The 24,128-nt window shown below is 35.8% G+C and carries 25 protein-coding genes; 9 read left to right on the top strand and 16 right to left on the bottom strand.

What is annotated here, in order from left to right; translation table 11 throughout:
- Positions 1-54: 54 nt before the first annotated feature.
- Positions 55-633: a sulfotransferase family 2 domain-containing protein gene (locus tag ABU914_RS09785; RefSeq protein ID WP_379669549.1), complete on the bottom strand. Its 579-nt coding sequence runs from the start codon at positions 631-633 to the stop codon at positions 55-57.
- A gap of 119 nt (positions 634-752) precedes the next feature.
- Here ABU914_RS09785 and ABU914_RS09780 point away from each other — a divergent pair, with 119 nt between their 5' ends.
- A complete protein-coding gene (locus tag ABU914_RS09780) occupies positions 753-2,567 on the top strand; it encodes a glycosyltransferase (RefSeq protein WP_379669548.1) in 1,815 nt (604 codons plus the stop codon).
- Between the two features lie 301 nt (positions 2,568-2,868).
- Here the strand turns inward: ABU914_RS09780 and ABU914_RS09775 are convergent, their stop codons facing one another.
- The 7 genes from ABU914_RS09775 to ABU914_RS09745 all read right to left on the bottom strand — a co-directional run bounded on the left by ABU914_RS09775 (position 2,869) and on the right by ABU914_RS09745 (position 8,622).
- Positions 2,869-3,594, bottom strand: coding sequence for a glycosyltransferase (locus tag ABU914_RS09775; protein ID WP_379669547.1), 726 nt, complete (start codon positions 3,592-3,594; stop codon positions 2,869-2,871).
- A complete protein-coding gene (locus ABU914_RS09770) occupies positions 3,581-4,471 on the bottom strand; it encodes an NAD-dependent epimerase/dehydratase family protein (protein ID WP_379669546.1) in 891 nt (296 codons plus the stop codon). The genes ABU914_RS09775 and ABU914_RS09770 overlap by 14 nt, the downstream gene beginning before the upstream one ends.
- Entirely contained in the window at positions 4,461-5,297 is an 837-nt protein-coding gene (locus ABU914_RS09765; RefSeq protein ID WP_379669545.1) for a dTDP-4-dehydrorhamnose reductase family protein, read from the bottom strand. Before ABU914_RS09765 ends, ABU914_RS09770 begins: the two co-directional genes overlap by 11 nt.
- Positions 5,294-6,286 carry a polysaccharide biosynthesis protein gene (locus tag ABU914_RS09760; protein ID WP_379669544.1) on the bottom strand — a complete coding sequence of 331 codons (993 nt, stop codon included), beginning with the start codon at positions 6,284-6,286 and terminating at the stop codon, positions 5,294-5,296. Before ABU914_RS09760 ends, ABU914_RS09765 begins: the two co-directional genes overlap by 4 nt.
- Positions 6,279-7,370: a non-hydrolyzing UDP-N-acetylglucosamine 2-epimerase gene (gene wecB, locus ABU914_RS09755; RefSeq protein ID WP_379669543.1), complete on the bottom strand. Its 1,092-nt coding sequence runs from the start codon at positions 7,368-7,370 to the stop codon at positions 6,279-6,281. Before wecB ends, ABU914_RS09760 begins: the two co-directional genes overlap by 8 nt.
- A 25-nt stretch (positions 7,371-7,395) precedes the next feature.
- The gene (locus ABU914_RS09750; RefSeq protein WP_379669542.1) at positions 7,396-8,220 is read right to left on the bottom strand and encodes a glycosyltransferase family protein; all 825 of its coding nucleotides are present in this window, start codon (positions 8,218-8,220) and stop codon (positions 7,396-7,398) included.
- Positions 8,221-8,397: 177 nt separating this feature from the next.
- Positions 8,398-8,622, bottom strand: coding sequence for a hypothetical protein (locus ABU914_RS09745; protein WP_379669541.1), 225 nt, complete (start codon positions 8,620-8,622; stop codon positions 8,398-8,400).
- Between the two features lie 233 nt (positions 8,623-8,855).
- Between ABU914_RS09745 and ABU914_RS09740 the strand changes: the two genes are divergently transcribed.
- The 3 genes from ABU914_RS09740 to ABU914_RS09730 all read left to right on the top strand — a co-directional run bounded on the left by ABU914_RS09740 (position 8,856) and on the right by ABU914_RS09730 (position 9,923).
- Positions 8,856-9,185, top strand: coding sequence for a hypothetical protein (locus tag ABU914_RS09740; RefSeq protein WP_379669540.1), 330 nt, complete (start codon positions 8,856-8,858; stop codon positions 9,183-9,185).
- Between the two features lie 184 nt (positions 9,186-9,369).
- Complete coding sequence (locus tag ABU914_RS09735; protein ID WP_379669539.1) at positions 9,370-9,600, top strand: hypothetical protein; 231 nt, start codon at positions 9,370-9,372, stop codon at positions 9,598-9,600.
- 68 nt (positions 9,601-9,668) lie between these two features.
- Positions 9,669-9,923, top strand: a complete 255-nt coding sequence (locus ABU914_RS09730; protein WP_379669538.1) for a hypothetical protein — start codon at positions 9,669-9,671, stop codon at positions 9,921-9,923.
- Between the two features lie 24 nt (positions 9,924-9,947).
- On the opposite strand, the gene cls is transcribed toward ABU914_RS09730, so the two are convergent.
- The 3 genes from cls to spxA all read right to left on the bottom strand — a co-directional run bounded on the left by cls (position 9,948) and on the right by spxA (position 12,856).
- Positions 9,948-11,459, bottom strand: a complete 1,512-nt coding sequence (cls, locus tag ABU914_RS09725) for a cardiolipin synthase (RefSeq protein ID WP_379669537.1) — start codon at positions 11,457-11,459, stop codon at positions 9,948-9,950.
- 105 nt (positions 11,460-11,564) lie between these two features.
- The gene (gene mecA, locus ABU914_RS09720) at positions 11,565-12,242 is read right to left on the bottom strand and encodes an adaptor protein MecA (protein WP_379669536.1); all 678 of its coding nucleotides are present in this window, start codon (positions 12,240-12,242) and stop codon (positions 11,565-11,567) included.
- 218 nt (positions 12,243-12,460) lie between these two features.
- On the bottom strand, positions 12,461-12,856 hold the full coding sequence (gene spxA / locus ABU914_RS09715; RefSeq protein WP_379669535.1) for a transcriptional regulator SpxA: 396 nt from the start codon (positions 12,854-12,856) through the stop codon (positions 12,461-12,463).
- Between the two features lie 691 nt (positions 12,857-13,547).
- Here spxA and trpS point away from each other — a divergent pair.
- From trpS to ABU914_RS09705, 3 genes are all read left to right on the top strand, one after another.
- Positions 13,548-14,531 (top strand): tryptophan--tRNA ligase, encoded by a 984-nt coding sequence (gene trpS / locus ABU914_RS09710; RefSeq protein ID WP_379669534.1) that lies wholly within the window; start codon positions 13,548-13,550, stop codon positions 14,529-14,531.
- 152 nt (positions 14,532-14,683) lie between these two features.
- Entirely contained in the window at positions 14,684-14,890 is a 207-nt protein-coding gene (locus tag ABU914_RS15500; RefSeq protein ID WP_483880149.1) for a YuzI family membrane protein, read from the top strand.
- A gap of 96 nt (positions 14,891-14,986) precedes the next feature.
- Positions 14,987-15,730 carry a DUF3603 family protein gene (locus tag ABU914_RS09705; protein ID WP_379669533.1) on the top strand — a complete coding sequence of 248 codons (744 nt, stop codon included), beginning with the start codon at positions 14,987-14,989 and terminating at the stop codon, positions 15,728-15,730.
- Between the two features lie 40 nt (positions 15,731-15,770).
- On the opposite strand, the gene fabF is transcribed toward ABU914_RS09705, so the two are convergent.
- From fabF to ABU914_RS09685, 4 genes are all read right to left on the bottom strand, one after another.
- Entirely contained in the window at positions 15,771-17,012 is a 1,242-nt protein-coding gene (gene fabF, locus ABU914_RS09700; RefSeq protein ID WP_379669532.1) for a beta-ketoacyl-ACP synthase II, read from the bottom strand.
- 28 nt (positions 17,013-17,040) lie between these two features.
- Positions 17,041-17,976: a beta-ketoacyl-ACP synthase III gene (locus ABU914_RS09695; protein ID WP_379669531.1), complete on the bottom strand. Its 936-nt coding sequence runs from the start codon at positions 17,974-17,976 to the stop codon at positions 17,041-17,043.
- Positions 17,977-18,141: 165 nt separating this feature from the next.
- On the bottom strand, positions 18,142-19,425 hold the full coding sequence (gene odhB / locus ABU914_RS09690) for a 2-oxoglutarate dehydrogenase complex dihydrolipoyllysine-residue succinyltransferase (RefSeq protein WP_379669530.1): 1,284 nt from the start codon (positions 19,423-19,425) through the stop codon (positions 18,142-18,144).
- A 2-nt stretch (positions 19,426-19,427) separates the two neighbouring features.
- Complete coding sequence (locus ABU914_RS09685; RefSeq protein WP_379669529.1) at positions 19,428-22,319, bottom strand: 2-oxoglutarate dehydrogenase E1 component; 2,892 nt, start codon at positions 22,317-22,319, stop codon at positions 19,428-19,430.
- 311 nt (positions 22,320-22,630) lie between these two features.
- Between ABU914_RS09685 and ABU914_RS09680 the strand changes: the two genes are divergently transcribed.
- Positions 22,631-22,882, top strand: a complete 252-nt coding sequence (locus ABU914_RS09680) for a YppG family protein (protein WP_379669528.1) — start codon at positions 22,631-22,633, stop codon at positions 22,880-22,882.
- A 32-nt stretch (positions 22,883-22,914) separates the two neighbouring features.
- On the opposite strand, the gene ABU914_RS09675 is transcribed toward ABU914_RS09680, so the two are convergent.
- The gene (locus tag ABU914_RS09675; RefSeq protein ID WP_379669527.1) at positions 22,915-23,727 is read right to left on the bottom strand and encodes an NAD-dependent epimerase/dehydratase family protein; all 813 of its coding nucleotides are present in this window, start codon (positions 23,725-23,727) and stop codon (positions 22,915-22,917) included.
- Between the two features lie 147 nt (positions 23,728-23,874).
- Between ABU914_RS09675 and ABU914_RS09670 the strand changes: the two genes are divergently transcribed.
- On the top strand, positions 23,875-24,057 hold the full coding sequence (locus ABU914_RS09670; protein WP_379669526.1) for a DUF2929 family protein: 183 nt from the start codon (positions 23,875-23,877) through the stop codon (positions 24,055-24,057).
- Positions 24,058-24,128: the final 71 nt, after the last annotated feature.

Raw genomic sequence — 24,128 nt, 5'->3', positions numbered from 1 at the left:
AATGGATCAATTTTGAAACCAATCAAGTGGATCAAAATTAAATTGCGAAGTGGATCACTTTTCACTTGCGAAATACATACGGGGACGAGATTTCGTTACGTTAACACGTTCGTAACACAACTTTGTCCATCCATAACGTTTTCCTAGCAAATACAACGTTTCATCAAATTGCTCAGTTGTACCGACGACTTCAAAGTAAGTTCGCAAATTTCGCATGGCCTTCGTTAATTTCGGATTGCTCAAATTCCCAGAAAGATAACTAGTTTGTATATTTTCTTCAATTTTTTGTTCAATGAACTCATCCAAAGTCATTTTTCTATACACTTCGTACGGTTCCCCTTCTATACTTTTTAAATAGTAATAAAGAGAAATGACACGCTCGACTGGATGGCGTAATAAAGTAAAATATGAAAATGGTCTCTCGATATGTTCATGAATTCCAAACAAATAATGGCCATAAATAATTTTAATTTCATTTAGATTTACTTGTTTTAATTTTTGCTGAATGTCGTCTTCATTATGAAAATACGCAAGCTTTTCGCTAGGTAAAAAATGATCTCGGATGATGTTGGTCATAGTCGAACCACCTGTCTTTGGTATATGAATAAAATAAATCAACTCTTCTGCATTCATTAAACACATCCCTTTCAACACTGTTACTTTATTGTATGTATTTGGAAATCCCGTGTGTTAGATAAAACACTTATTTTGTGCCTTTTAATATATAAATATAAGAAAAAGGAGAGTTACTATTGAACAACGAACAATTTTATTTTTCAGGTAATGAATCATTAATCATTTGTCCGTTTGTTCATGAAATTTATAACAATTTCACGTATGAAATAATCATTAAACCGATGGCTAAACATCAAATTGATGAAGAATCTTTACATGGCACATCCGGAATTTCAGGAAAAAAATACGCGATCGGTCCTGGTGGAACGTCTGATCCAAGTCGAGCAGGAATTGGTGTATCTATCGGTACGAATGGAATCTCCATCTATGAACATAGTGTAAATCATTTACCAGCTGTCCTCGTTCTTAAAGCTAACTTAACAAATGAGATACACGTAGCGATTGTATATCAACAGAAAATACCTTACCTATTTGTTAATGGAACTCTTGTCAAAAAAGGGAAACGAAGCAAGCAAAAATATGTTCATCCTTCTATCATCATCGGTGGTCTTCATCCGTATGGTTTTTTTAGCGGAGAGATAAAAGATATTCGTATATGGAATCATGCCAGGACAGTTGAACAAATACGAAGCTTTTCGAATCAGCAGCTAGGCGGACAAGAAAATGGCTTGTATTTTCATTACAATTGTCCACAACAACCACTGTTTTTACAGTTTAAAAAGACAAACATTAACGTTAGTATCATCATTCCTTCTTATAATAAATATCCTGAAAATACATTTACTCTTCAATCACTAGCAAACCAAAACTACGATTTATCAAAAGTAGAAGTCATTTTCGTAGATGACGGTTCAACTGATGCCACTGCTACCTTCATTGATCCAATGAATTATCCTTTTACAATGAAGTATGTCCGATTAAAAAACAATACGAATCGACCTCATAGTCGCAACATTGCTCTAAACTATGCGATAGGCGATACGATCATATTCCTAGATGCGGAAACGCTCGTTCCGAAGCATTTTATTCAGGAACATTTGAACGCTCGCCAGCAAAATTCAAATGTGGTCGTTAGTGCCGTCCTGAATCAAAAAGGAGTTTATACTGTATTTAACCCTTCCTTTTCAGAAGAACAAAAAAAACAATGTATACAACTTATGCAAAAAGCAAACTTTTCCGCTGAAACCATTCAGCGAATCACATCCTCCAATGTGAAAACACCAATCATCAGTTATGAAGACATTAAAATCGAAAAGTACAAGCAACTGTCATTTATAAAGCCACACGAACTTTATTATGAAAAACAACTGTTAGCGCCTTTCGGCACTAATTTCCGTAATTTTCATATGCCTTGGATGTCTTTTTATACTGGCAATTGTTCGGTCTCACGACATTTACTACAAAAAACTGGTGTTTTTGAGGAGGAAAGATTTAAAGGATACGGTTGGGAAGATACAGAGTTAGGGTATCGCCTTTATCAAGTGGGAGCTACGTTTAGGCATCATAAAAACATCATCACATTTCATCAAGAACATCCTATTCATCCGTCAGTCCAAACGGATGCAAAGAAAAATGCATATCTCTTTTTTGACATGTATCAATCCGATTTTTCTGCTTTAATCATTGCTCTTTTAGTCGCTGGTCATGAAAGCAAATATACGAAATTAAATTCGATCGTTTCTGAATACAAACAGCTAGAACAAGATTTTAACGAATCCTTTTATACTTTTAAACATGGAGTTAAGCAACTATTGTTAGCTTTAGGTTACGTTAATGCAAAAGATCAATCCATTCAAAATATAGTTAGCGTGTCTAACTTAGGTGCAGATGAAACCCGCTTTTCACAATTTAAACAAGAAATGAATCTATTACAGAAAACGAAAAAATACCCGTTGTTAATTGAAATGTGTCATCGCTTACTTCAACTATAAAATTTTTAACTCTTAAGCCTAAAGTTCCTTAAGTTCGAGCGCTTTCATTATTCGGTGCAAAGCTGAAAATGGGTAGCCAATTGTAACGGTCAATATTCAGAAAACAGATTTAATCTAAGGAACGAATGCTATATTTTTATAAAGTAATACGTGAGTCTACATCAAAATTTAGAACGCGCTCGAACACAATTGCAACTCACTTTCCCATTTCTACTTACGAAGAGCATAATATACTAGTTTTCCATAAACAGTTATTTTATTTTCAACCCTTAAGAAATGAACGGATGTTCATATCTTATGTTTATAAATTTTTATTTTTTTCTTCAGTAATCAATCGATTAAGAATACTTCGATATTTACTTCTTAATTGTTTTAACTCCAATAGTACGTCATCTTCATATTTAATCGTTCCCATCTCTTTATGAACTCGATATTTCACTAACAGATTGTTAAAAAGATGAAAATCATAATATTGGACTGCACGAAGCCACATTTCATAATCATGAGCCAATGGAAAGGCTTCATTAAATAATCCACACTTTTCAAACACTTCTTTTTTTAACATGACTGTACAGCCATTGACAGGACAAAAATGTTTCATTGCTTTTAAAAATGATAGTCGATTTGAAAAAGCAACACCGAGCATATCGGATGTGATTTGTCCTGAGTCATTAATATGAACGAAACCTCCATAGCTAATGCTACAGTTTTTCTCTTTCATAAATTGCAGTTGATTTTCTGTTTTATCGGGATAAAAAAGATCATCCGCACTTAACCATGCGATATAATCACCTGAAGAATGTTCAATGCCCGTATTCAGCGCTGAGGCAGTTCCACCGTTTTCTTTGTGTAATATTTTAAGTTTATCTTTATAACGTTCGATTTTCTCAATATATTGCGTGGAGCCATCGTTAACGACAATAATTTCAATATTTGAATACGTTTGCTTTAATGCACTCTCAATTGCTTGATCAACGTATTCACAATTATAGACTGGAATAATAATTGTTACCTTATCCAGTTTCATCACCTCCACAAGTGGTGTTCTTACGATAAAAATTTAAGCAATCGGATAACGATTGATGTAAAGCATAGAGTGGATGCCAGCCTAAAGATCTCAATGGATTGGGATTAACTTCAGGTACGTTTAATTGTACAGGTTCGTTTTTAACCTCTATCTCAAAAGAATAGTCTGTCAACTGTTTATAAATCGTGGCGATGTCCATAATTGAAACCATCCTACCCGTACCAATGTCATATGTTTCTCCTCTTTCGCCTTTTAAAAGCAACGTTTCATAACTTCGAATTGCATCACGTACATCTAAAAAATCTCTTTTAATTTTTTGGTTCAAAATTATTAACTTTCCTGTCTTATTTTTAGCCTCCAAACATGCAATTTTTTTTGCAAACATCGCACAAACTCCATTTGAAAAACCTGGACCAATTAAGTTTACTGGTTTTGCAATCGTAATATTTAGATTATAAAAATCGACCCATTTTGCGGCAATTAATGCTTGTAACGCTTTACTTAACCCATATGGATGTGATGAGTAATTTTCTAGTATTGAACCGACGATTACCATTTTTGCTTGAGGATTAACTTTTCTAACCGCTTCAATTATATTCATCGTTCCGACAACGTTCGCTTCTAATGTCTCAAGCGGATCACTCCACGATTTTTGAACATCATTTTGTCCCGCTAAATGTAAAATATACTGAGGCTTCAACTTCTCAATCATGTCACTAACTTTTTCTCGTTCATTTAAATTGATTTTAAACGTATCTTTATTTTTATTTTTTTTCGTAGTCGTAATAACGTTATAACCTTGACTTTTAAAGTACTTTGAAGCATGTTGACCCGTAAACCCATCACCGCCAGTAATTAAGATCGTGTTAGTTTTCATGACTGTTCATCCACTCTTTCAATTCCATTAACATCGTTTCATAGTTTGGAATTTGATAGTGAATATCTTTTCGAATCGTTTTCAACGTACGATCTAATACAGGGGTGTTAACTGGTAAGATCACAACATCATTTTTGTGAAAAATAGATTGGATCATTTTGAGGAGGTTATATTTCGTGATTGGATTTGGAGCAGTAATATGATAAAGTCCTGAACCATTTTCAATAATCATCGCGTGAATAACTTTTGCTAATTGTAATGTTGTAATTCCGTTCCAGCGTACATTTTTAAAACCATTAACGATCCCTTTTTGCTTCATAAACCAGTGAAATAAACCAATACCGTTACGTTTTATTTCTGGGCCAATGATAGAGGTGCGAATCGTAATATGCTGAGTATCGATCAGTTCACCTAATCTTTTACTCAATGCATAGCTTGTAATGCCATCAGGTTGATCCGTTTCAACATAGTTTCCTTTGTCTCCTTTGAAAACACAGTCCGTACTCATTTGGATCACTTTCGCATCGTTTTCGTTGGCCCATTGTGCAAGTCGATGAGGAAAGACTCCATTTACTTTATAAGCGGTTTTTGGATGTTGTTCAGCATTGTCATTTAAAATACCAATGCAATTAATGATAATATTTGGCTGCACTTCATCTAATACGCGATTTACCTTTTCGGTGTTAAGAACATCTACTTTATAATGATTTTTTTTCTGCTCGTTTTCTCTCGAGCTCGAAAAGATGTCATAATCAGTTTCTTTCCTGAAATAATCCTTAATGATATGCCCCGCCATTCCTCGACTGCCAAATATAAAAACCCTCATGATATGAACTTTCCTTTCTCCAACATTTGTTGAATTTCATCGTGTGTCATCAAATGATCACTCGATACGTAACTTTTTAGTTCTACTGGTCGGCAATCACGATAACAATCTTTCAAGCCATTAATTTCAATTGAAGGTAAAATCACATAATAATTTGAATCGTAGACAACAGTGTTTAACGATTCATGCTCCGAAAAAAGAATTTCATGGAGTTTTTCTCCAGGACGTACACCTAGTTCTTCAAATTCAATATTTTTATCCTTTCCATATGCTTTTCCTAGCACAATCGCTAAATCTTTAATTCGGCATGAAGGCATTTTCATGACAAAAACTTCTCCGCCTTGACTTTCTCGTGCTGCCTTAAATAAAAGGGATATGGCGTCTTCTAATGTTAAAAAAAACCTAGTCATGTCATGATGCGTAATTGTAATTTTTTCTTTATCTTTTATTTGTTTTTTAAAAATATGAATGACACTTCCATTCGAGCCTAATACGTTTCCTGCTCGGATACAGACGAACTTCGTATGCGAGCTTAATAGATTTGCATGAATCGCCAACTTTTCACCAATTGACTTCGTAAATCCATAAAAATTTGTTGGATTTGCAGCTTTATCGGTTGAAATGTAAATCACTTTTTTAACCTTATTTTCTATCGCAGCATGAATGACGTTTTCCGTTCCGATTATGTTCGTCTTTAATGCTTCATAAGGTTGTTCTTCGCAAACAGTTACGTGCTTTAGTGCAGCTAAATGAAAAACATAATCTACATCTATGAATGATTGACTAACTGCTCTTTCATCTTTAATATCGCCGATAATAAATCGAAGCCGTGGATCAAATTGAAATGCCCTTTTCATTTCAACCTGGTTATTTTCATTTCTCGAGAAAATCCGAATTTCTTTCGGATACTCATCAAGCAATTGATTCACCAATTCGTATCCCCAAGATCCTGTCCCGCCAGTAATGAGAATGACTTTGTTTTTAAACAACACCGATTCCTCCCAGTAAGATGTTTACAACTTTATTGGATACATGCGGATCTAAATAACCTTCTGGACAAACCCAGCCATTTTTCTGTTCTAACATGACATGAGCGGCTTGGGAAATTTGTTCTCGTTGTATACCTGACAGCATGTTGCTGCCACATTCAATTGTTTCTGGACGTTCCGTTGTTTTACGAACTGTTACTGTTGGCACTTGATAAATGCAACATTCTTCTTGAACAGTACCGCTATCTGTTAATACGAGTTTTGCATGTTTTTCAAGATGGACAAAGTCAAAAAAACTAAATGGTTCATGAAATTCTATTAGTGGAGATAGAGATTGTCTTGTTTGTTCATTTAATTTAGAGGCAGTACGAGGATGTAAACTACAAATCATTCGTTTTCCATACTCATTAGCGATATCGTTTAATCCTTGAAAAATATTTTTAAGAGTTTGTTCATTGTCAACATTTTCCGTCCGATGTATAGTGACAAGCATATAATCTTGACTATTTAAATTAAATTTATTTAAAATGTCACTTCGATTTATTTCTTCAGAATAATGGTTTAACACTTCAAAAATAGGATTACCAGTGATATAAATCCGCTCATTACTTATTCCTTCACGAATTAGGTTCTCTTTACTATTCGGCGTATAAGGTAGATTAATTGAAGAGATTGTATCAATTAATTTTCGATTTACTTCTTCTGGAACAGTCAGATCAAAACATCGATTACCGGCTTCCATATGAAACACGGGTATACCCATTCTTTCCGCTAAAATTGCACTTAATCCGCTGTTCGTATCACCTAAAACTAGCAGTTTATCTGGTCGTTCTTTTAACAAAATTTTTTCTAACTCTGAAAACATGACAGATAGCTGACCGCCCAATGATTGCTTTGAATTCATTAAGACATAGTCGGGGTCTCGCAAAGTAAGTTGTTGAAAAAAAATATCGTTTAGCGATGGAATGAAATTTTGACCCGTGTGCACGAGAACATGCTTATCAGCTAACTTGTCAAGCTTTTTTATAACTAAACTTAGACGAATAATTTCAGGTCTTGTGCCAAGAACTGTCATCATTTTCATAGTAGGTCCCCTTCCAACTAAAAAGTTAAAGCCCTTTAATAAAATCAACGAACTCAGAAGCTCGTTTCGCTGTCGAATGGCGCTCTCTTACCATGTTGTATGCGCGTGACGAAATGTTTCGTCGTTCTTCTTCATTTTCTAAATAATAATGTGCTTTTTCTAATACATTCTTTTCATCGACTTCTACATACGTTTTCCCATCGATAAAACCTAAATCGATTAATTCTTGTGAACCATTTGCCATTAATAACGTGTTACAAGCAGCCGTTTCGAAATATTTTAATACGGGATATTGATAGTTCGAATGACTTGTGAACAACATTTTTGCTCGGTTGATTTCTTGAGCATATCTTTCAGCGACTATATTCCGCTTCGAACTAAAAGTCGTTTTCCGATAACCAGGGTGGCTATGCATGACAAATCCTTTTTGCTTCCTCAGTTTTTGAATCATCTTTGTTCGAAGTGGGTAAATATGAGGTACAGCTGCCCCTATAAATAGAAAATTTATCGTTTTATCTAACTGATAATCTTTAAATAGATGAGTTGGAACGTGATGTGGAAACCATTGCATTCGTTTCTTATATTCTGGGAACCAACGTAAAAAGGCATCACGATAATGTGGAAATAAATAGTCGATGTTCTCCTCTTTAATAAACTTTCGGCGTTTTTCCGTTTTATAATGCATGTCATGCATGATGCAACCAACAGGAATGTCGACATGTTTTATATCTTTTATAAAAGGACAATAACTCGGGTGAAAATCATTTAATAAAATAAAATCTGGTTTCATCGGTAATTGTTTTAAAATTTCCGATAGTCTCCCGTGATTACTCCAAATGAGTACATTCACTTTTTTTTTAACTCTTCAATTAAATAATGAGAGCTACGTTCTAGCTGTTGACTGCGATCTTTCGTAATAAACAATAGCGTTACTTTTTTCATCACACTCTCTCCTACAAGAAATTTTCGTTAAAAATTAGACTTCATGTATCTCTTCATACATGAAGTCCGATCATAATTCATTACATTAAACTTCAATTGCGACAATTTTATCTATAGCGACATGCATTTGACCAATTCCGGGAGAAGCTTGATCAGTAAAAGTTACATACTGACCTTGGACAGATTGAACTGTCACTCCCATTAACGTCAGATCTGAATCTTGTAGCACGACTTCATTTATTAAGGTTCCGCTTCTCAGCAAACGCGACAATAATGTACGTAATGACTCATTGCCAAACATTAGATTCATTTAATTCCTCCTTTTTGAAAAGTAATTTCTATCTCTAATTATTTCTATGTGTAAATAATAATTTGACTTGGACCAACAAACTATTTCTTGTGAAAAAGTGTGAGTACCTATGTGTATAGAAGTCTAATTTATAGGAATATGGGTTCCAGTTTAGTCCAATACATCGTATTTGCGTATAGTATAGCAACCTGATCAAACGTATATCAGGTACCTGAAAAAAAGGAGGACGTAACATGAGCAGCTTATTTCAAGACGGTTGCGATTGTGGTCATGAGAAAAAGAAAAAACAACATTCACCATGCAAAGGATGCGTATGCGATCAACTTATGGGGATCGAAAAATGCAATACATTTACGAACCAAACCTTTTTAATCGTTTTAAAAGGTGATAGTGCACCACTAGATATGACAGGTGCTGGTTTAGGTACTATTTTTACGTTCGTAAGCTTCGATCCTCATAACTGCTGTGCTCGCTTTACGTACACATCAGCTGCAGCAACAACAGAAACATTTGTTGTTGATTGCCGCTCCATTGCTGGTCTATCCTCTGTAGCTACTCCTTAAATTTATTTAAACGTACACCTATCAAACTAAGAGAATAGGGTACGCAAAAGGCTGCGAACAAGAGTAGCAGCCTTTTTTTCATTGTGTTTTAAGTAAAATCCACAAATCACCGAGAAGTTTTGTCCAAACGAATTCAATGATTTTACATAACGTAGTAGTATCAAAAGAAAAGGAGTTGTTTTTTGTGAGTAATCGAGAAGTCTACTATTCAAAAGGTCATCATTGGGATGACCATGATGATTTTGACACTTTCGAGACAGATAAAAATATCAATATTGCAAAAGTAGTTAAAAGTGGTAATAGCTGCGTAAAAGTGAAAGTTGATTCCGAACTTGAAGCTGAATTCGAAGACAACGATGACGATGATGACAAGAAAGATAATAGAAGAAGAAGACGAAGAAGAAAGTGTAGATAAGCAAATTGAATAAATACTCTTGGGGAATAAATGTAACATTTATTCCCCTCTTTTAAAGGTGGATAATAATGGATAACGAATTACTTTCAACCATTCATGGTAGCGGAAATTCGGATGTTGACGTAAACGTTCACATTGATATGGTGTCACTTGCCTATATGTATGCGTGTTCACTTCATGCTACGGGACAAATAACGGAACGACAGTTTGACGACATGATCCGAAAATACCATCAGCTTATGAAGAAACAAGAGAGTCGCGATATTGTGGATGTAAGAACACCTGTAAAAAAATTAGGGCCTCCAAGAAAATTAGCTAGATGAGGGAAATCCCCGCTTGCTTTTTTATTATAGTAGCGGGGATAGTAATCGTGATGTCGATTCAATCACCCGTTCAATAAGCGAACGGTTTTTAAAAGTTTCTGCGTTTAGCTCAGTCGAAACTTTAATGTCATTAATAAAGTCTGTTACTAATTGTTCAGTACTTTCCGTACGGTATAAAAATGCATTCACTTCAAAGTTTAAATGAAAACTACGCATATCCATGTTAGACGTGCCAATCGAGGCGAGTTCTCCATCGACAATCACAACTTTACTATGTAAAAATCCTTTCTCATATTCGAAAATACGCACACCCGCTTCCATCAGTTCTGGAAAATAAGATCGGGATGCATAAAATACAATTTTTTTATCAGGACTCGATGGAACAAGTAATCGAACATCTAGTCCCGCTAATGATGCGATTTTAAGTGCACTTAATATATCATCATCTGGTATAAAATAAGGTGATGCAATCCAGATGGATTTCCGCGCAGACACAATCATTGAGAAAAATAAACTTTTAATTACTTCCCATTCGTGATCGGGTCCACCCGCTACCATTTGGATTCCACTCGTATTCAGTGTATCAAGCATTTCTACGGATATATATTTCTCCGATAAAAGCTTCTCGTTCGTCATGTAAAACCAATCTTGAATAAAAATAAACTGTAGACTTCGAACAATTTCTCCCCGTACAAATAGATGAGTGTCACGCCAATAGCCAAAATAATTATCTTTCCCTAAATATTCATCGCCAATATTTAATCCGCCAATGAACCCATACTTTCCATCAATGACAACAATTTTTCGATGATTGCGGAAGTTAATTTTATTATTAAAGAAAGGAAAAACAACTGGGAAAAACGGAACCATTTGGACACCTGCATCCTTTAGATCTTCAATATACTTAGATGATAATTGCCAACTTCCAACTGCATCATATAAAAAGCGTACTTCTACTCCAGCTTTTACTTTGTCAATTAAAATGTTTTTAATTTCTGTTCCAATTTGATCATCTCTAACAATATAATATTCTAGATGTATGTATTGTTCGGCTTTCTTCAAGCACTCAATGATTTTCCCAAAGGTTTGTTCCCCATCTGTCAACACTTCACTTTTGCTTTGAAAAGAAATTGGCGTCTTCCCTAATTTATGCGCAAGTCTAAAAAGAAGTTGGTCATCATCTCCCATTTTTGAAAACATTTTTTCATTTAAAATTTTCGAACCGTGCATTTCAGAAAAGGTTTGTTCATCTTGAATAGCTTTTTGTTTAAACATTCGTTTTTTACGATAGTTCCGACCGATTAAAAAATATAAAATAAAACCTAAGAGAGGAAATAAAATTAGAACGATCAACCACGTTATCGTACTAGACGGATGCCTGTTTTCGAAAAAAATTAAAATTGCAATGAACAATGCAACGAGTGACATAATTAAATTAATAACTTCAGGAATCCAATGTCCTAATAAGTTTCTATATATTATCGAAATGAGGATAATAAGTGCAATGAGAAGAAATATTTGTAAGCGATTCTTCATTTACCCTTCCCCTTTATCGTTGAAACAACCTAGTATTACTTTATCAAACAAAAAATAAAAAGTCATGGTAAAAAAAACCGCCCCTTATAAAAAGAGTGCGGTCGTTTATGTTTTAAAATATTCTTTCAATTGTTGAAATGCATTATTTTTCATTAAACGTTTCCCATACTCTTGTAATCGATGAATGGTTAATTTTGATTTGTCCCCATATTCAAGAATGTGACATTTAATCTCTTCTTTCCAGTCATCTGAATCAATGGAACTGTTTACGTTAAAATCAATATATATATAATATAAATCATCGTACACATATAAATCAGAATACAGATCGTGAGCATTTATTGAATGTGCAAGACGGATTGCATCTTCAAAATCATTAAATTTAACTAAAAAACTATTTTCTTTGAGTAAAAACAATGGATGCTTTTTTCCGACCTCTTCATTAGACTCTGTATTTGCTTGTCGTTCTGATTGATATTCAATCGTAATTTCAGCATCTTCCTCTTCTACAATCGGTAGCTCAAGCTTAGAACCATCTTGAGATAACTTTGCTTTCGTAACAATGATTTCCAGTCCTTTCTCAAACGCTTGGACTTGAATCCAAAGCGGACCTTCTAATTCAAAATCTCCTTCGTTAGATGCTTCGTCCATCATCTCCCAAAACAATTCCTCGCCTCTTTCGCGGTCATACCAGATTTCCTCACGATTGAACCCTCTATCTTCAATATCCCGATAAGAGATAAAAAATTTTACAGTGTAATCGTTTACTCTTTCTATTTCCATTTTTCTTCTCTCCCTTCTACTCTATTTCACTCGGAAGGGAATGAAACTCCGAGTTTGAGTTTGACTTCAACAACTCCTTAACTTTCATTAAACGTTATTACCTATATTTTATGATAAAACAGAGCCATTTGGAAATGAAAAGCGCGCGGAATTTTTTGACTTAATAAAAATGGCTCTGAAGAGAATCTCAACAGAGCGGTTTAATTTAAACGTAAGTATTAATTTACAAGACGTTGCGCTTCACGCAATTGGTAATTCCGAACTTTTCTTGGTAAAAACCGACGAATTTCATCTTCATTATAGCCTACTTGCAAACGCTTTTCATCAATAATAATGGGTCGACGCAATAGACCAGGATGTGTTTGAATAAGTTCATATAAGTCTTGAAGTTTTATTTGATCTAAATTAACATTAAGTTGTTGAAAAGTTTTCGAACGAGTTGAAATGATTTCATCCGTTCCATCTTCAGTCATACGTAAAATTTCTTTAATTTCCTCTAACGTTGGAGCTTCTGATACAATATTACGCTCTACGTAATCGATATTATTTTCCTCAAGCCACAGCTTAGCTTTTCGACATGATGTGCAACTCGGGGACGTGTATAAAGTTACCAATTGTTGCACTCCTTTCAATAAGAAATATTCTATCTTATTCCTAGTTTCCCATCTTTCATTATACAATATTTCTCATCTGTTTTCTAGTTGATGTGAAAAAAGAATCTTAAATTCGTTCATTAGTCGTACATTACCCGAGTTAGAAGATTATCATAAAACACAATCCATTATTTTCGTGCAACATTGGTGTTTACTTTTTAAGAGTTCATGTAACCAACCAAAATTTGACTTTTGTTGAACAATTAACGAAGAAGCCTTGCTTATGTAAAAGGAATGGTCAAGCTTTCATGCCGTTCTTAGCTTGACCATATTCAGAAAAGACAAATTACGATGCAGGAGACTTGTTTGATTGCGGATTCCATTTTTTTAAATTTTTACGGATTAGCTCTTTTAAAAAAGAGCGTCTTTTTCTCTGTTTTTTTTCTCTTGATTTCATGATGGAAAACCTCCTTTCAAACTTTCCCTTTTGTCCCGGAATTTCTTATTATTAGTATAGCATATCCAACGATATCAAAGTTATTTATTCCGTAATTTTCTAAAACTTTAATTCCTATTCATATGTTATTCATAAACAAGCTCATTCCGTTCAAAAAACTGGAAACTCTACACCATAGCAGTTGATTAAATTGAAATTCCTTTGTATACTTTCTTTGATTATCGACATAAAAACTGTAGGAATTGAGTGATAAAAATGAAGACGGTTTTCTCAGGAATTCAACCAAGTGGAGTTTTAACGATTGGAAATTATCTTGGTGCGATGAAGCACTTTGTATCATTACAGTCCGATTACAATTGTTTCTTTTGCATTGTTAACCAACACGCCATTACTGTACCGCAAGAAAAAAAGACTTTAAAAGAAAATACGCGAAGCTTGGCAGCTTTATATTTAGCGTCTGGAATTGATCCTGCTCGGTCTACATTATTCGTTCAATCCGAAGTTCCAGCGCATACTCAATTAGGATGGATTATGCAGTGTATCGCATATATCGGTGAACTTGAACGAATGACACAGTTTAAAGACAAATCGGAAGGGAAAGAAGCTGTATCTGCTGGCTTACTTACATATCCCCCGTTAATGGCGGCAGACATTCTGCTTTACGCTGCGGATTACGTTCCTGTCGGTGAGGATCAAAAGCAACATATTGAGTTGACTCGAGATTTAGCTGAACGTTTCAATAAACGATTCCATGACGTTTTCACGATTCCAGAAGCGATGATTCCAAAAGTCGGAGCTCGGATTATGTCTTTACAAAATCCATTGAAAAAAATGAGCAAATCAGATGAAAATCAAAAAGGATTTATTAGTATGCTTGATACTGAAAAGCAAATAACAAAAAAAATTAAAAGCGCACAAACGGATTCAGAAAATAAAATTGCTTACGATCCAAAAAACAAACCGGGTGTATCAAATTTATTATCGATTTATTCCCTCTTTACTAATCAATCAATTGAAGAGCTCGAACGAAAATATGACGGGACAGGCTATGGTGCCTTTAAAGATGACCTCGCTGAAGTTGTCGTTTCTAGTTTAAAACCGATTCAAGAGCGATACTATAATCTCATCGAATCAACAGAACTGGATAAAATTTTAGATGATGGAGCTGAAAAAGCGAACGAAGTAGCTAATAGTATGCTCAAAAAAGTAGAAAAAGCGATGGGACTACACCGTTCATAACAACAGAACTGGAAATTAACATCCAGTTCTTTTTTATTCCAAAGGAATATTTGTTAAAGTTGTCCCATATAATCGAGTAATAAACAGCTAGGTTAATAAGGGGTATTCCAAAAAATGGTCACAACAACCAGTGCAAAGAAAAGGGACAAGTTATGATCTTTCGCTTTTTTTTACTCATGATCGGTTTTGGTTTTGCTGTTATTTCAGGTGTAACACTAATCGCATATTTAAATATTATTACAACTGGACACGGAATACACACCTATTTTAAATTTATTTTTCACCAACCTGATCCTTATATTTTTATATTTGGTATCTTTCTAATTACATGCAGTCTATACTTCCCTTTTAAAAGATGAGGTGTAAAGACACGAATAAAACAACTTCCTCATGACTATACTGTTTTTACATAAATTTCTACATTCATACAAACAGTTTTGAAATGAGGGATTTACATGCAATTTTTAAACGATGTTTGGGTGAATTGGTTTGAAGGTGAAGAAAACGGGTATAACGTAAGTTCATTTCATGAATGGAGAAAAGATGATTTCATTGAAGTGATTGACCAAATGCCAGTTATAAAGCTTGAAACTAAGGCATTGTTATATATTGAAAATGAACTTCTCGATTTACCTGAAAAATTGTTAGAGGAAGTGTATAAAAAAGCTTACGTAAGGAACAATGCAAAACGAATACAAATTGAGTATTGTTTTATAGCAACAGATGGAGAAATTGTTATAGCCGTAAACACACTCGGTTATAAAATTCCAATTCGAAAAAGCCGCTTAATCCCAAGACAAGAAAAGGCTGTCATTGAATTAGCGAAAAACATGAAAACAAAACGATACCCACTTACATATCATGAACAGAAAGAATATCACATCCTTTCCCCTAGCCCTGCCAGCATGGTCGGCTTAACACGAAAAGAAAGACAGTTAAAGCAACTGCTATTTATGGCTCTAGATCATTTAAAATCGACTGGAAATGTCGCAGAAGTGCGATATTGGCTAACAGAATGGAAACCTGCTCAATACATTCAATACCAATTGATGGATTTTGATGAAGCATGGACCTATTTATATCAAGAAATTGAAAAGGGATGGACTAAAAAACATTACGCTCTTTGTGAAAAGTTAATAAAAGGACATTCTTTCTTTGAAAAGTTATGGGAATTGGAAGAAGGAACACAAGTTAATTAACAGCTGTTCGCTTTATCGCAAACAGCTGTTTTTCATCATATTATGCGTTAAACGCTTTAAAAATAAGTGTAGCATTATGTCCCCCAAACCCGAGCGAGTTCGATAACACAGCATTTACTTTTTGTCTTCGTGATTCATTCGGGACATAATCTAAATCACAATCAGGATCAGGTGTTTTATAATTTATCGTAGGAGGAATAATGCCATCTTCAATCGCTTTAATAGAAAAAATCGCTTCAACAGCACCTGCTGCACCGAGAAGGTGCCCTGTCATTGATTTTGTTGAGCTTACAGCTAAGTTATAAGCGTGATCACCGAACACATTTTTGATCGCTGTTGTTTCAAATTTATCATTATATTCCGTACTTGTGCCGTGTGCGTTAATATAATCAATGTCTTCTGGTTGCATATTCGCATCGTTCAATGCCATTTTCATCGCTCTTACTCCACCTTCTCCCTCCGGAGCAGGCGCCGTAATATGGTAAGCATCACCTGTTGCGCCATATCCAACGATTTCAGCGTAAATTTTCGCACCTCGTTTTTGTGCTGATTCTAATGATTCTAAAATGATAACACCAGCACCTTCACCCATGATAAATCCGTCACGATCTGCATCGAAAGGACGACACGCAGTTTCAGGATCTGAATTTGGTGATAACGCTTTTGCTGAACTAAATCCAGCTAATGCCATCGATGTTATCGGTGCCTCCGCTCCTCCTGTAATCATAACATCTGCATCACCACGCTGAATGACTTTAAAAGCGTCCCCAATTGAGTTTGTACCCGTTGCACAAGCCGTTACTGTACACGAGTTAATTCCTTTTGCTCCTAACAAAATGGATACTTGCCCAGAAGCCATATCAGGAATCAACATCGGAACAAAAAATGGGCTCACACGGCGATGTCCTTTTTCCAAAAACGTTTTAAACTGCTGTTCATATGTTTCCATGCCACCGATGCCAGAACCGATCCAAACCCCAACTCTTGGAGCGATTTCTTCAGTAATCTCTAAATTAGCGTCTTTGACTGCCATCATTGCCGATGCAACTGCATATTGTGTAAAACGATCCATTTTTCGCGCTTCTTTACGCTCGACATATTCGGTTGGATCAAAATCTTTAACTTCTCCAACTACTTTTACAGGGAAATCTTCGGGATCCAATCGTGATAATTTCCCAATTCCAGATACTCCTTTTATCGCTTGTTCCCATGTTGTTTCTGCATTAAGCCCCAATGGAGTAACTGCACCTATTCCTGTTATAACGACTCGATTGTTTTTCATTTCGTATCTCTCCTTTGTGAAACTGATCCTATTTTCCCCATCGAAGAGTCAACGCTCCCCAAGACAATCCACCACCAAAGCCTACCATAACAATTACGTCATCGTCATTAATTTTTCCTTCTTTCACTGCTTCATATAACGCAATAGGTATAGTAGAAGATGATGTATTACCGTATTTATTAACAGTATAAGCCATTTTTTCAACTGGGACACCTAATCGCTGTCTCGCAGATTCCATAATTCTCATATTTGCTTGATGTGGGATAAAATAATCAACATCTTCTTTTTGCAAATTTGCTTTTTCAATAACATTTAATGAAGATTCTCCCATTTGACGAACAGCAAACTTAAACACTTCACGGCCGTTCATATAAATATAGTCACCATCTTGAAATAAATGTTTAAGCCCGCTTCCGTCCGTACCTAATTCAAATGATAAAATCCCTTTCCCGTCACTAACTGGACCTATAACAGCAGCGCCTGCTGCATCACCAAATAAAACACATGTATTTCGATCTGTGTAGTCTGTTATTTTTGATAATTTTTCAACACCGATAACGAGTACATGTTTGCAAACTCCACTTTCAACGAACTGTTTTGCAGTAACTGCTCCATAAATAAAACCCGCACAAGCAGCGCTTACGTCCATTGCTGGAATATGTCTCGCACCAATATTATGTTGCACCATCGAAGCTACAGAAGGAAATCCGTAATCTGGAGTAATGGTTGCCACTAAAATCATATCAATATCATTCGCTGTTAGACCAGCATCGCGAATAGCTTCTTCTGCAGCCATAGTTGCCATATGGGAACTTTGAATATCATCAGAAGCTATGCGTCTTTCTTCAATTCCCGTTCTCGTTCGGATCCATTCGTCAGACGTATCTACCATTTTCTCAAGCTCTGCATTCGTTAACACACGTTCAGGTAAATATTTTCCTAAGCCTAAAATTCCTGCATTCATAGTGAATCTCCTTTACTATTCATCTTCTTTTTTAATATCAAATATTATGATCTGGTACTAATTCTAAGTGATTTTAACTCATTTGACAATCATTTATCGCGAATCTTTTTTATTTAAATTGCATAAAAAAAAGAGGCGATGACTTCCGCCTCCTTTTTCAATGATTTAACCTTCAAGTAGTAATGTTTCAGGATCTTCAATCATTTCTTTTACTTTCACAAGAAAACTAACTGCTTCTCGACCGTCAACAATTCGGTGGTCATAGGACAATGCAATGTACATCATTGGACGAATCTCTACTTTATCGCCAACTGCCACTGGGCGATTTTGAATCGAATGCATCCCTAAAATTCCAACTTGAGAACCATTCAGTATCGGTGTTGACGCTAGTGAGCCGAAAATTCCTCCGTTCGTAATGGTGAACGTTCCACCTTGTAAATCATTTAATGATAATTTATTCGTACGTGCCTTTTCAGCTAGTTCCGCAATTGAACGTTCAATCTCAGCAAACGTAAGCTTATCAGCATCACGTACGACTGGTACAACTAACCCTTCTTCGGCAGAAACTGCGACTCCAATGTCGTAATATTTTTTAAGAACCATTTCGTCGCCTTGAATTTCAGCGTTAATTCGTGGGAATGCACGCAATGCACCGACGACAGCTTTTGTAAAGAAAGACATAAACCCTAGCTTCACATCATGTTGTTGTAAAAACTGTTCTTTCCTGCGGTTACGTAGTTCCATTACAGCTGACATATCTACTTCATTAAATGTTGTTAGCATTGCGGCAGTATGTTGAACTTCGACTAAACGTTTTGCAATCGTTTGACGACGACGAGACATCCTTATACGTTCAACTGGCCGACCGTCCTCTGTCGTTGCTGGAGCAGAAGCATGTTTAGCAGTCTCTGTTAGATTTTGAGCGGGTTGAACATGTGGTTTTGATTGTACTTTTACGTCTTCAACACGTACGCGACCTAACGGATCACGGCTTTGTACGTTGCTTAAATCAATCCCTTTTTCACGCGCTTGCTTCCTAGCAGCAGGAGATGCGATTGGACCATCAACAGGTCGTTGTCCTGGAGTATGTTCTTCTGTCATGACTGGCTCAGCTTTATGTTCAGCTGGAGGTTCACTCGTTTGAACAGGTGGCTCCTGTGCAACAGGAGCCACAGGCTCTTCAGTTTCAGGAGTAGGGCTCTCAACTGCTTCACCTGCTGGATTTAAAGTTGCAATCGTTTCACCGACAAGTACATTATCGCCTTCTTCTTTTAATAACTCGTGAATAACTCCTGAAGAATCGGCATTTACTTCGATATTGACTTTATCTGTTTCTAGGACGGCAATCGGTTCACCTTGCTCAACCTTTTCACCTGGTTTTTTTAGCCATTCTGCTATCGTTCCTTCTGAAATTGATTCTGCTAATTCAGGTACAACAACATTAATCACGATTACTTACTCCCTTCACCGGTTCGGATTTTCGCTTTTTTCATTGTTAATGATTCTGTTAAAATACGATTTTGCTCGATGTTGTGTATTTCTGACGAGCCTTCAGATGGACTCGAACGCTCTGGACGTCCAATGTATTGAATAGGAATTCCATTTGGAGCTATTTCTCTAAGTTTTGGTTCAATATACATCCAAGAACCCATATTTTTTGGTTCTTCTTGTACCCAAACAATTTCTCTTAATTGCTCATATCGACTCATTACTTCTTGAATTTCTTCTTTTGGAAATGGATACAGTTGCTCGACTCGCACAATATGAATCCATTCTTTCGCATCTTCATGAGATTCTAATTCAGCCTCTAAATCAACTGCAACTTTTCCACTGCAGAAAATTAATCGTTCTATTTTCTTTGGATTTTCACCTAACCCACGTTGTTCTAAAATTGGAGTAAATTTCCCTTCCGAAAACAAGTGAACTTCTGAAGCAACACGCGGATTACGCAATAAACTTTTTGGAGCCATAACGATAAGTGGTCTCCAAGCTTCATGAGAAATTCTTGCTGCCTGTAAACGAAGCAAGTGAAAGTATTGAGCTGCTGTTGTTAAATTTACTACGGTCCAATTGTGCTCGGCAGCTGATTGTAAAAATCTTTCAAGTCTTGCACTTGAATGTTCAGGTCCTTGCCCTTCATATCCATGTGGTAGAAGCATAATTAACTCCGACTTTTCGCCCCATTTGGCTCTCCCAGCAGCAATAAATTGATCAATAATAACTTGGGCAACGTTAGCAAAATCACCGAATTGTGCTTCCCATATGACAAGTGTTTCCGTTGCATATACGTCATACCCATATTCGAATCCTAACACAGCAGTTTCTGTTAAAGGGCTATTATGAACCGCAAACGACGCTTTTGCTTGCGGTAACGCATGTAATGGTATATGTTTTTTACCTGTCTTCGGATCGTGTAAGACGAGGTGACGATGCGCAAACGTTCCACGTTCTGAATCTTGTCCTGTCATTCGGATTGGCGTACCATCAGCTAAAATCGTTGCAAAAGCTAACGTTTCGGCTAATGCCCAATCAACTTTCCCATCATCAAGCATATTTTTACGGCGTTTTAAAATTCGATTTAATTTTGGATAAACATTAAAATCTTCAGGATACTGTAATAAACTTTCATTAATCTCCTTCAATTGTTCGATTGGGATTCCTGTTTCAATTCCATACATCGGATTTGTTTCTTGGTCATGAGAAATCGCCGACATCAACTCAGCTTTCATTTTTTCATAAGCTTTTGCTAAGTTTCTCTCACATTTTTCAAGAATTTCCTTCGATTGTTCAGGAGTAACGACTTGTTCTTCTTCTAACTGTTTTGCAACGATTTCACGTAATGTAGGGTGATTATGCACTTTCTGATACATAAGCGGTTGCGTTACTACTGGATCATCCATTTCATTATGTCCTAGTCGACGGTAACCAATTAAATCAATCAAAAAGTCTTTATTGAAACGTTCACGATATTCACTCGCTAGTCGAACTGCAGCAATACACGCTTCAATATCATCTGCATTAACATGAACAATCGGTATTTCGAAGCCTTTCGCTAAGTCACTCGCATACAAAGTTGAGCGTGAGTCGAAGCTTTCCGTCGTAAATCCGATCCGGTTATTCGCAATGATGTGAATGGATCCACCCGTTTTATAACCTTCTAATTGACTTAAATTTAATGTTTCAGCAACGACACCTTCTCCAGGGAACGCGGCATCTCCGTGTACAAAAACAGCCAACGCTTTTTTCACATCTTGTACAGGGTAGCCAGCTTCTGTTCGCACTTCTTGTGCAGCTCTCGTAGAACCAGCAACAACAGGGTTAACGAATTCTAAATGACTCGGATTATTCGCTAACAATACTTTTGCAACTGTCTTTCCTTTTGTTAACGAGCGATTTGCACCTAAGTGATATTTTACATCTCCAGTCCATCCATAGTTAATTCCCATTGAGCCTTCGGATGGAACTAGCTCTTTATTAGGGGAACGGTGAAATTCTGAAAAAATCGTTTGATATGGCTTACCTAGAACATGGGCAAGTACGTTTAATCTTCCGCGGTGAGCCATGCCGATCATGACGTTACGTGTACCTGAAATAACTGTTTGTACAACTAATTCATCAAGCATAGGAACGAGAGCATCGACACCTTCAATCGAGAAACGTTTTTGACCTACGAACGTTTTCTGTAGAAAGTGTTCAAAGCTTTCTACTTGTGTAATCCTTTCAAGTAAGTCAACTTTTTTACTAGATGAAAGCGGTTTAAATAAGTCACCCGATTCCACCTTACTTAATAACCATCTTCTCTCTTCAATATCATGAACGTGATCAAACTCAAATCCTAATGATTTTGTGTATATTTCACGCAACCGTCTCACAGCATCTAAAGCAGTATGAATATCGTCATGAGCATCTTTCCATACCATTTCAGCTGGTACTGTTTTTAAATCTTCTTCTGTCAAATTATACTCTTTAAGCTGAAGTAAATCTGGTTCTTTATCTGGTGATCCCTCAATCGGATCGATGTTAGCAGCCAAGTGTCCAAATGTACGAATATTACGTACAAGTCTGCCAGCTTCTACAGCTTTATTTGTCATATCCCATTGATGCTTAGTTGAAATATCTTGTTCAGTTTGTGAAACTTGAGTAACAGACTCTGTCACAATACTTCCACTATCATCTTGTTCCTGTGGAGGAGGCCCCCACTCTTCAAAAAGTGCTTTTAATTCTGGATCAACAGAATTGGGATCGATAACGTATTGTTCGTACATGTCATAAATGTAACCGAGATTCGGTCCTGAAAAATTTTGCCATGGTGAACGATGATTTGCCGTGCTCTTCATCGGCATTTTGATAGATACCTCCAACAACTTTTTATTTTAATAACATTATTACACCCATATCAGTTATACCACTTACATAAAATTTCTCAACTATTTATTACTAATAAAATAATTTTTTAAAACCTTATACCACCTTGTATTGTAACACATAAGTAGGGTATTTTGGACTAATATGGTTTGAAGCACAAATTTTGACAACAATACTTTTCAAATTGAATTTTTTCATTACTTATAGGCTTTCAAATGATGCAAGTTTTATTACAATGCATACTATGAAAAGCAAAAGAATGTATTGTATTACAAAGGAGGTTTTTTCATTGGTCTTTCCCCCACACGATCCGTTCGGTTTTCGACCACCAGGTCCGCCTCCGCCTTATCAACATCCTCACTTTTACGGGCAACCACGCCAGCCGAATCGTCCATCATTTGTTGACCAATTTCGAAAACAGGATGGAAAATGGGATTATGAAAAAATGATCAACCACGGCGGACAAATTGTGAGTATCGTAAATCAAGCTCGGCCTTTAGTAAAACAAATGGGACCGTTGTTATCGTTATTTAAAAAATAATGAAAAAAAGAGCCACTTTGAAATCGGTGGCTCTACCCTTTATATTCAAAAAATAAAGGATCTACTTTTAACATCTTTATTATGTGCTGTTTCTGTTTTTCTATCCCTTCTTGGAGCGTAATTTTCGGTTGAAAAGATAAGTGTTCTCTTGCTTTCATAGATGAAAACATTTGTTCATTTACAGACAAATTAAAAATTTCACATTGAAAACCACGATTGATCACTAGCATAATGGCTTCAATCAAATCTTCAACGTACATGTATTGATTCGCAAACGTTTCGTTTGATAAAAGCTTATCTAAGCCTATGTTCTTTTTCACATGCATATAAATAAGTTTATGCATACAATGACCTTGGTGCTGCCATGGACCATAAATGTAAGGTGTTCGGAAGATAACGAGTTTCCTTTTCTTTTCTTCTGAATTAGAGAGCAACATCATTTCTTCATGTTTTTTCCTTTTACCTAATGGTGTGACGGGACGTAACATTGTATCCTCATAACAACATGATTCACCTCTCCCGTAAACGTCTAAACTCGAAATGTAAATGATTGGAATTTGATATTTATCGCAAAGGGTAATGATTTTATTTAGTTCAGAATCATTCATTAACTCTCCACATAAATGAAAAAACAGATCGACTCCGCAAAAGTCTTTGACATCATCTAATGATTCCACATACTCAAAGTTCGCGTTTCGCCCGATCGATAGCAGCATTTCTTCTTTATATTTTTTGTTTTTGTTTAACGTATCAATACCAACAACGTTTATTCCTTCATTTAGTAAACGAACACAAAGATGAAATCCGCTTAACTGTAATACACCTGTTACTATAACTTTATCCATTTTACCCTCCATACGAAAGGTGATACTCTCTTAGTATCAAGCTATGATTTCAACTAAACGTTCATGAAGATGTTCCAACTTCTTTTTTATGAATACATATGATAAAATAAAATCAGTAACGGCAAACAACATGAGGTGAAATAATTTATGCGCTATCTAATGTCAATCTTGATTTCAATTATTTTAATGCAAATGGCCTTTTATGTGCTCGCAAACATGAATGGTGCTACATATAGCTTTACAACAGCTACGATTATAGGGGTCATTTCCGGTATTCTAGCGATTATCATTGGTGAATCCACAGTATTTGAAGAAGATGCAAATGCATAAAAAAGTAACCCAGTTTAAGGGTTACTTTTTTTATGTTAATGATGCCGAATTACCAGCTGTTCAAGCAAATT

Source organism: Pueribacillus sp. YX66, from assembly GCF_041725775.1.
Classification (GTDB): Bacteria; Bacillota; Bacilli; order Bacillales; family UBA6769; genus Pueribacillus.
The sequence above is the reverse complement of the archived record's forward strand: the minus strand, read 5'-3'. Positions and strand labels throughout refer to the sequence as shown.

Excerpts from the sequence above, each read along its gene's own strand:
- ABU914_RS09785 (WP_379669549.1), bottom strand. The coding sequence starts at position 633 with ATGAATGCAGAAGAGTTGATTTATTTTATTCATATACCAAAGACAGGT.
- ABU914_RS09775 (WP_379669547.1), bottom strand. The coding sequence starts at position 3,594 with ATGAAACTGGATAAGGTAACAATTATTATTCCAGTCTATAATTGTGAA.
- ABU914_RS09770 (WP_379669546.1), bottom strand. The coding sequence starts at position 4,471 with ATGAAAACTAACACGATCTTAATTACTGGCGGTGATGGGTTTACGGGT.
- ABU914_RS09765 (WP_379669545.1), bottom strand. The coding sequence starts at position 5,297 with ATGAGGGTTTTTATATTTGGCAGTCGAGGAATGGCGGGGCATATCATT.
- wecB (WP_379669543.1), bottom strand. The coding sequence starts at position 7,370 with ATGAAAATGATGACAGTTCTTGGCACAAGACCTGAAATTATTCGTCTA.
- ABU914_RS09745 (WP_379669541.1), bottom strand. The coding sequence starts at position 8,622 with ATGAATCTAATGTTTGGCAATGAGTCATTACGTACATTATTGTCGCGT.
- ABU914_RS09740 (WP_379669540.1), top strand. The coding sequence starts at position 8,856 with ATGAGCAGCTTATTTCAAGACGGTTGCGATTGTGGTCATGAGAAAAAG.
- ABU914_RS09730 (WP_379669538.1), top strand. The coding sequence starts at position 9,669 with ATGGATAACGAATTACTTTCAACCATTCATGGTAGCGGAAATTCGGAT.
- cls (WP_379669537.1), bottom strand. The coding sequence starts at position 11,459 with ATGAAGAATCGCTTACAAATATTTCTTCTCATTGCACTTATTATCCTC.
- mecA (WP_379669536.1), bottom strand. The coding sequence starts at position 12,242 with ATGGAAATAGAAAGAGTAAACGATTACACTGTAAAATTTTTTATCTCT.
- trpS (WP_379669534.1), top strand. The coding sequence starts at position 13,548 with ATGAAGACGGTTTTCTCAGGAATTCAACCAAGTGGAGTTTTAACGATT.
- ABU914_RS15500 (WP_483880149.1), top strand. The coding sequence starts at position 14,684 with ATGATCTTTCGCTTTTTTTTACTCATGATCGGTTTTGGTTTTGCTGTT.
- ABU914_RS09705 (WP_379669533.1), top strand. The coding sequence starts at position 14,987 with ATGCAATTTTTAAACGATGTTTGGGTGAATTGGTTTGAAGGTGAAGAA.
- fabF (WP_379669532.1), bottom strand. The coding sequence starts at position 17,012 with ATGAAAAACAATCGAGTCGTTATAACAGGAATAGGTGCAGTTACTCCA.
- ABU914_RS09695 (WP_379669531.1), bottom strand. The coding sequence starts at position 17,976 with ATGAATGCAGGAATTTTAGGCTTAGGAAAATATTTACCTGAACGTGTG.
- ABU914_RS09685 (WP_379669529.1), bottom strand. The coding sequence starts at position 22,319 with ATGCCGATGAAGAGCACGGCAAATCATCGTTCACCATGGCAAAATTTT.
- ABU914_RS09675 (WP_379669527.1), bottom strand. The coding sequence starts at position 23,727 with ATGGATAAAGTTATAGTAACAGGTGTATTACAGTTAAGCGGATTTCAT.
- ABU914_RS09670 (WP_379669526.1), top strand. The coding sequence starts at position 23,875 with ATGCGCTATCTAATGTCAATCTTGATTTCAATTATTTTAATGCAAATG.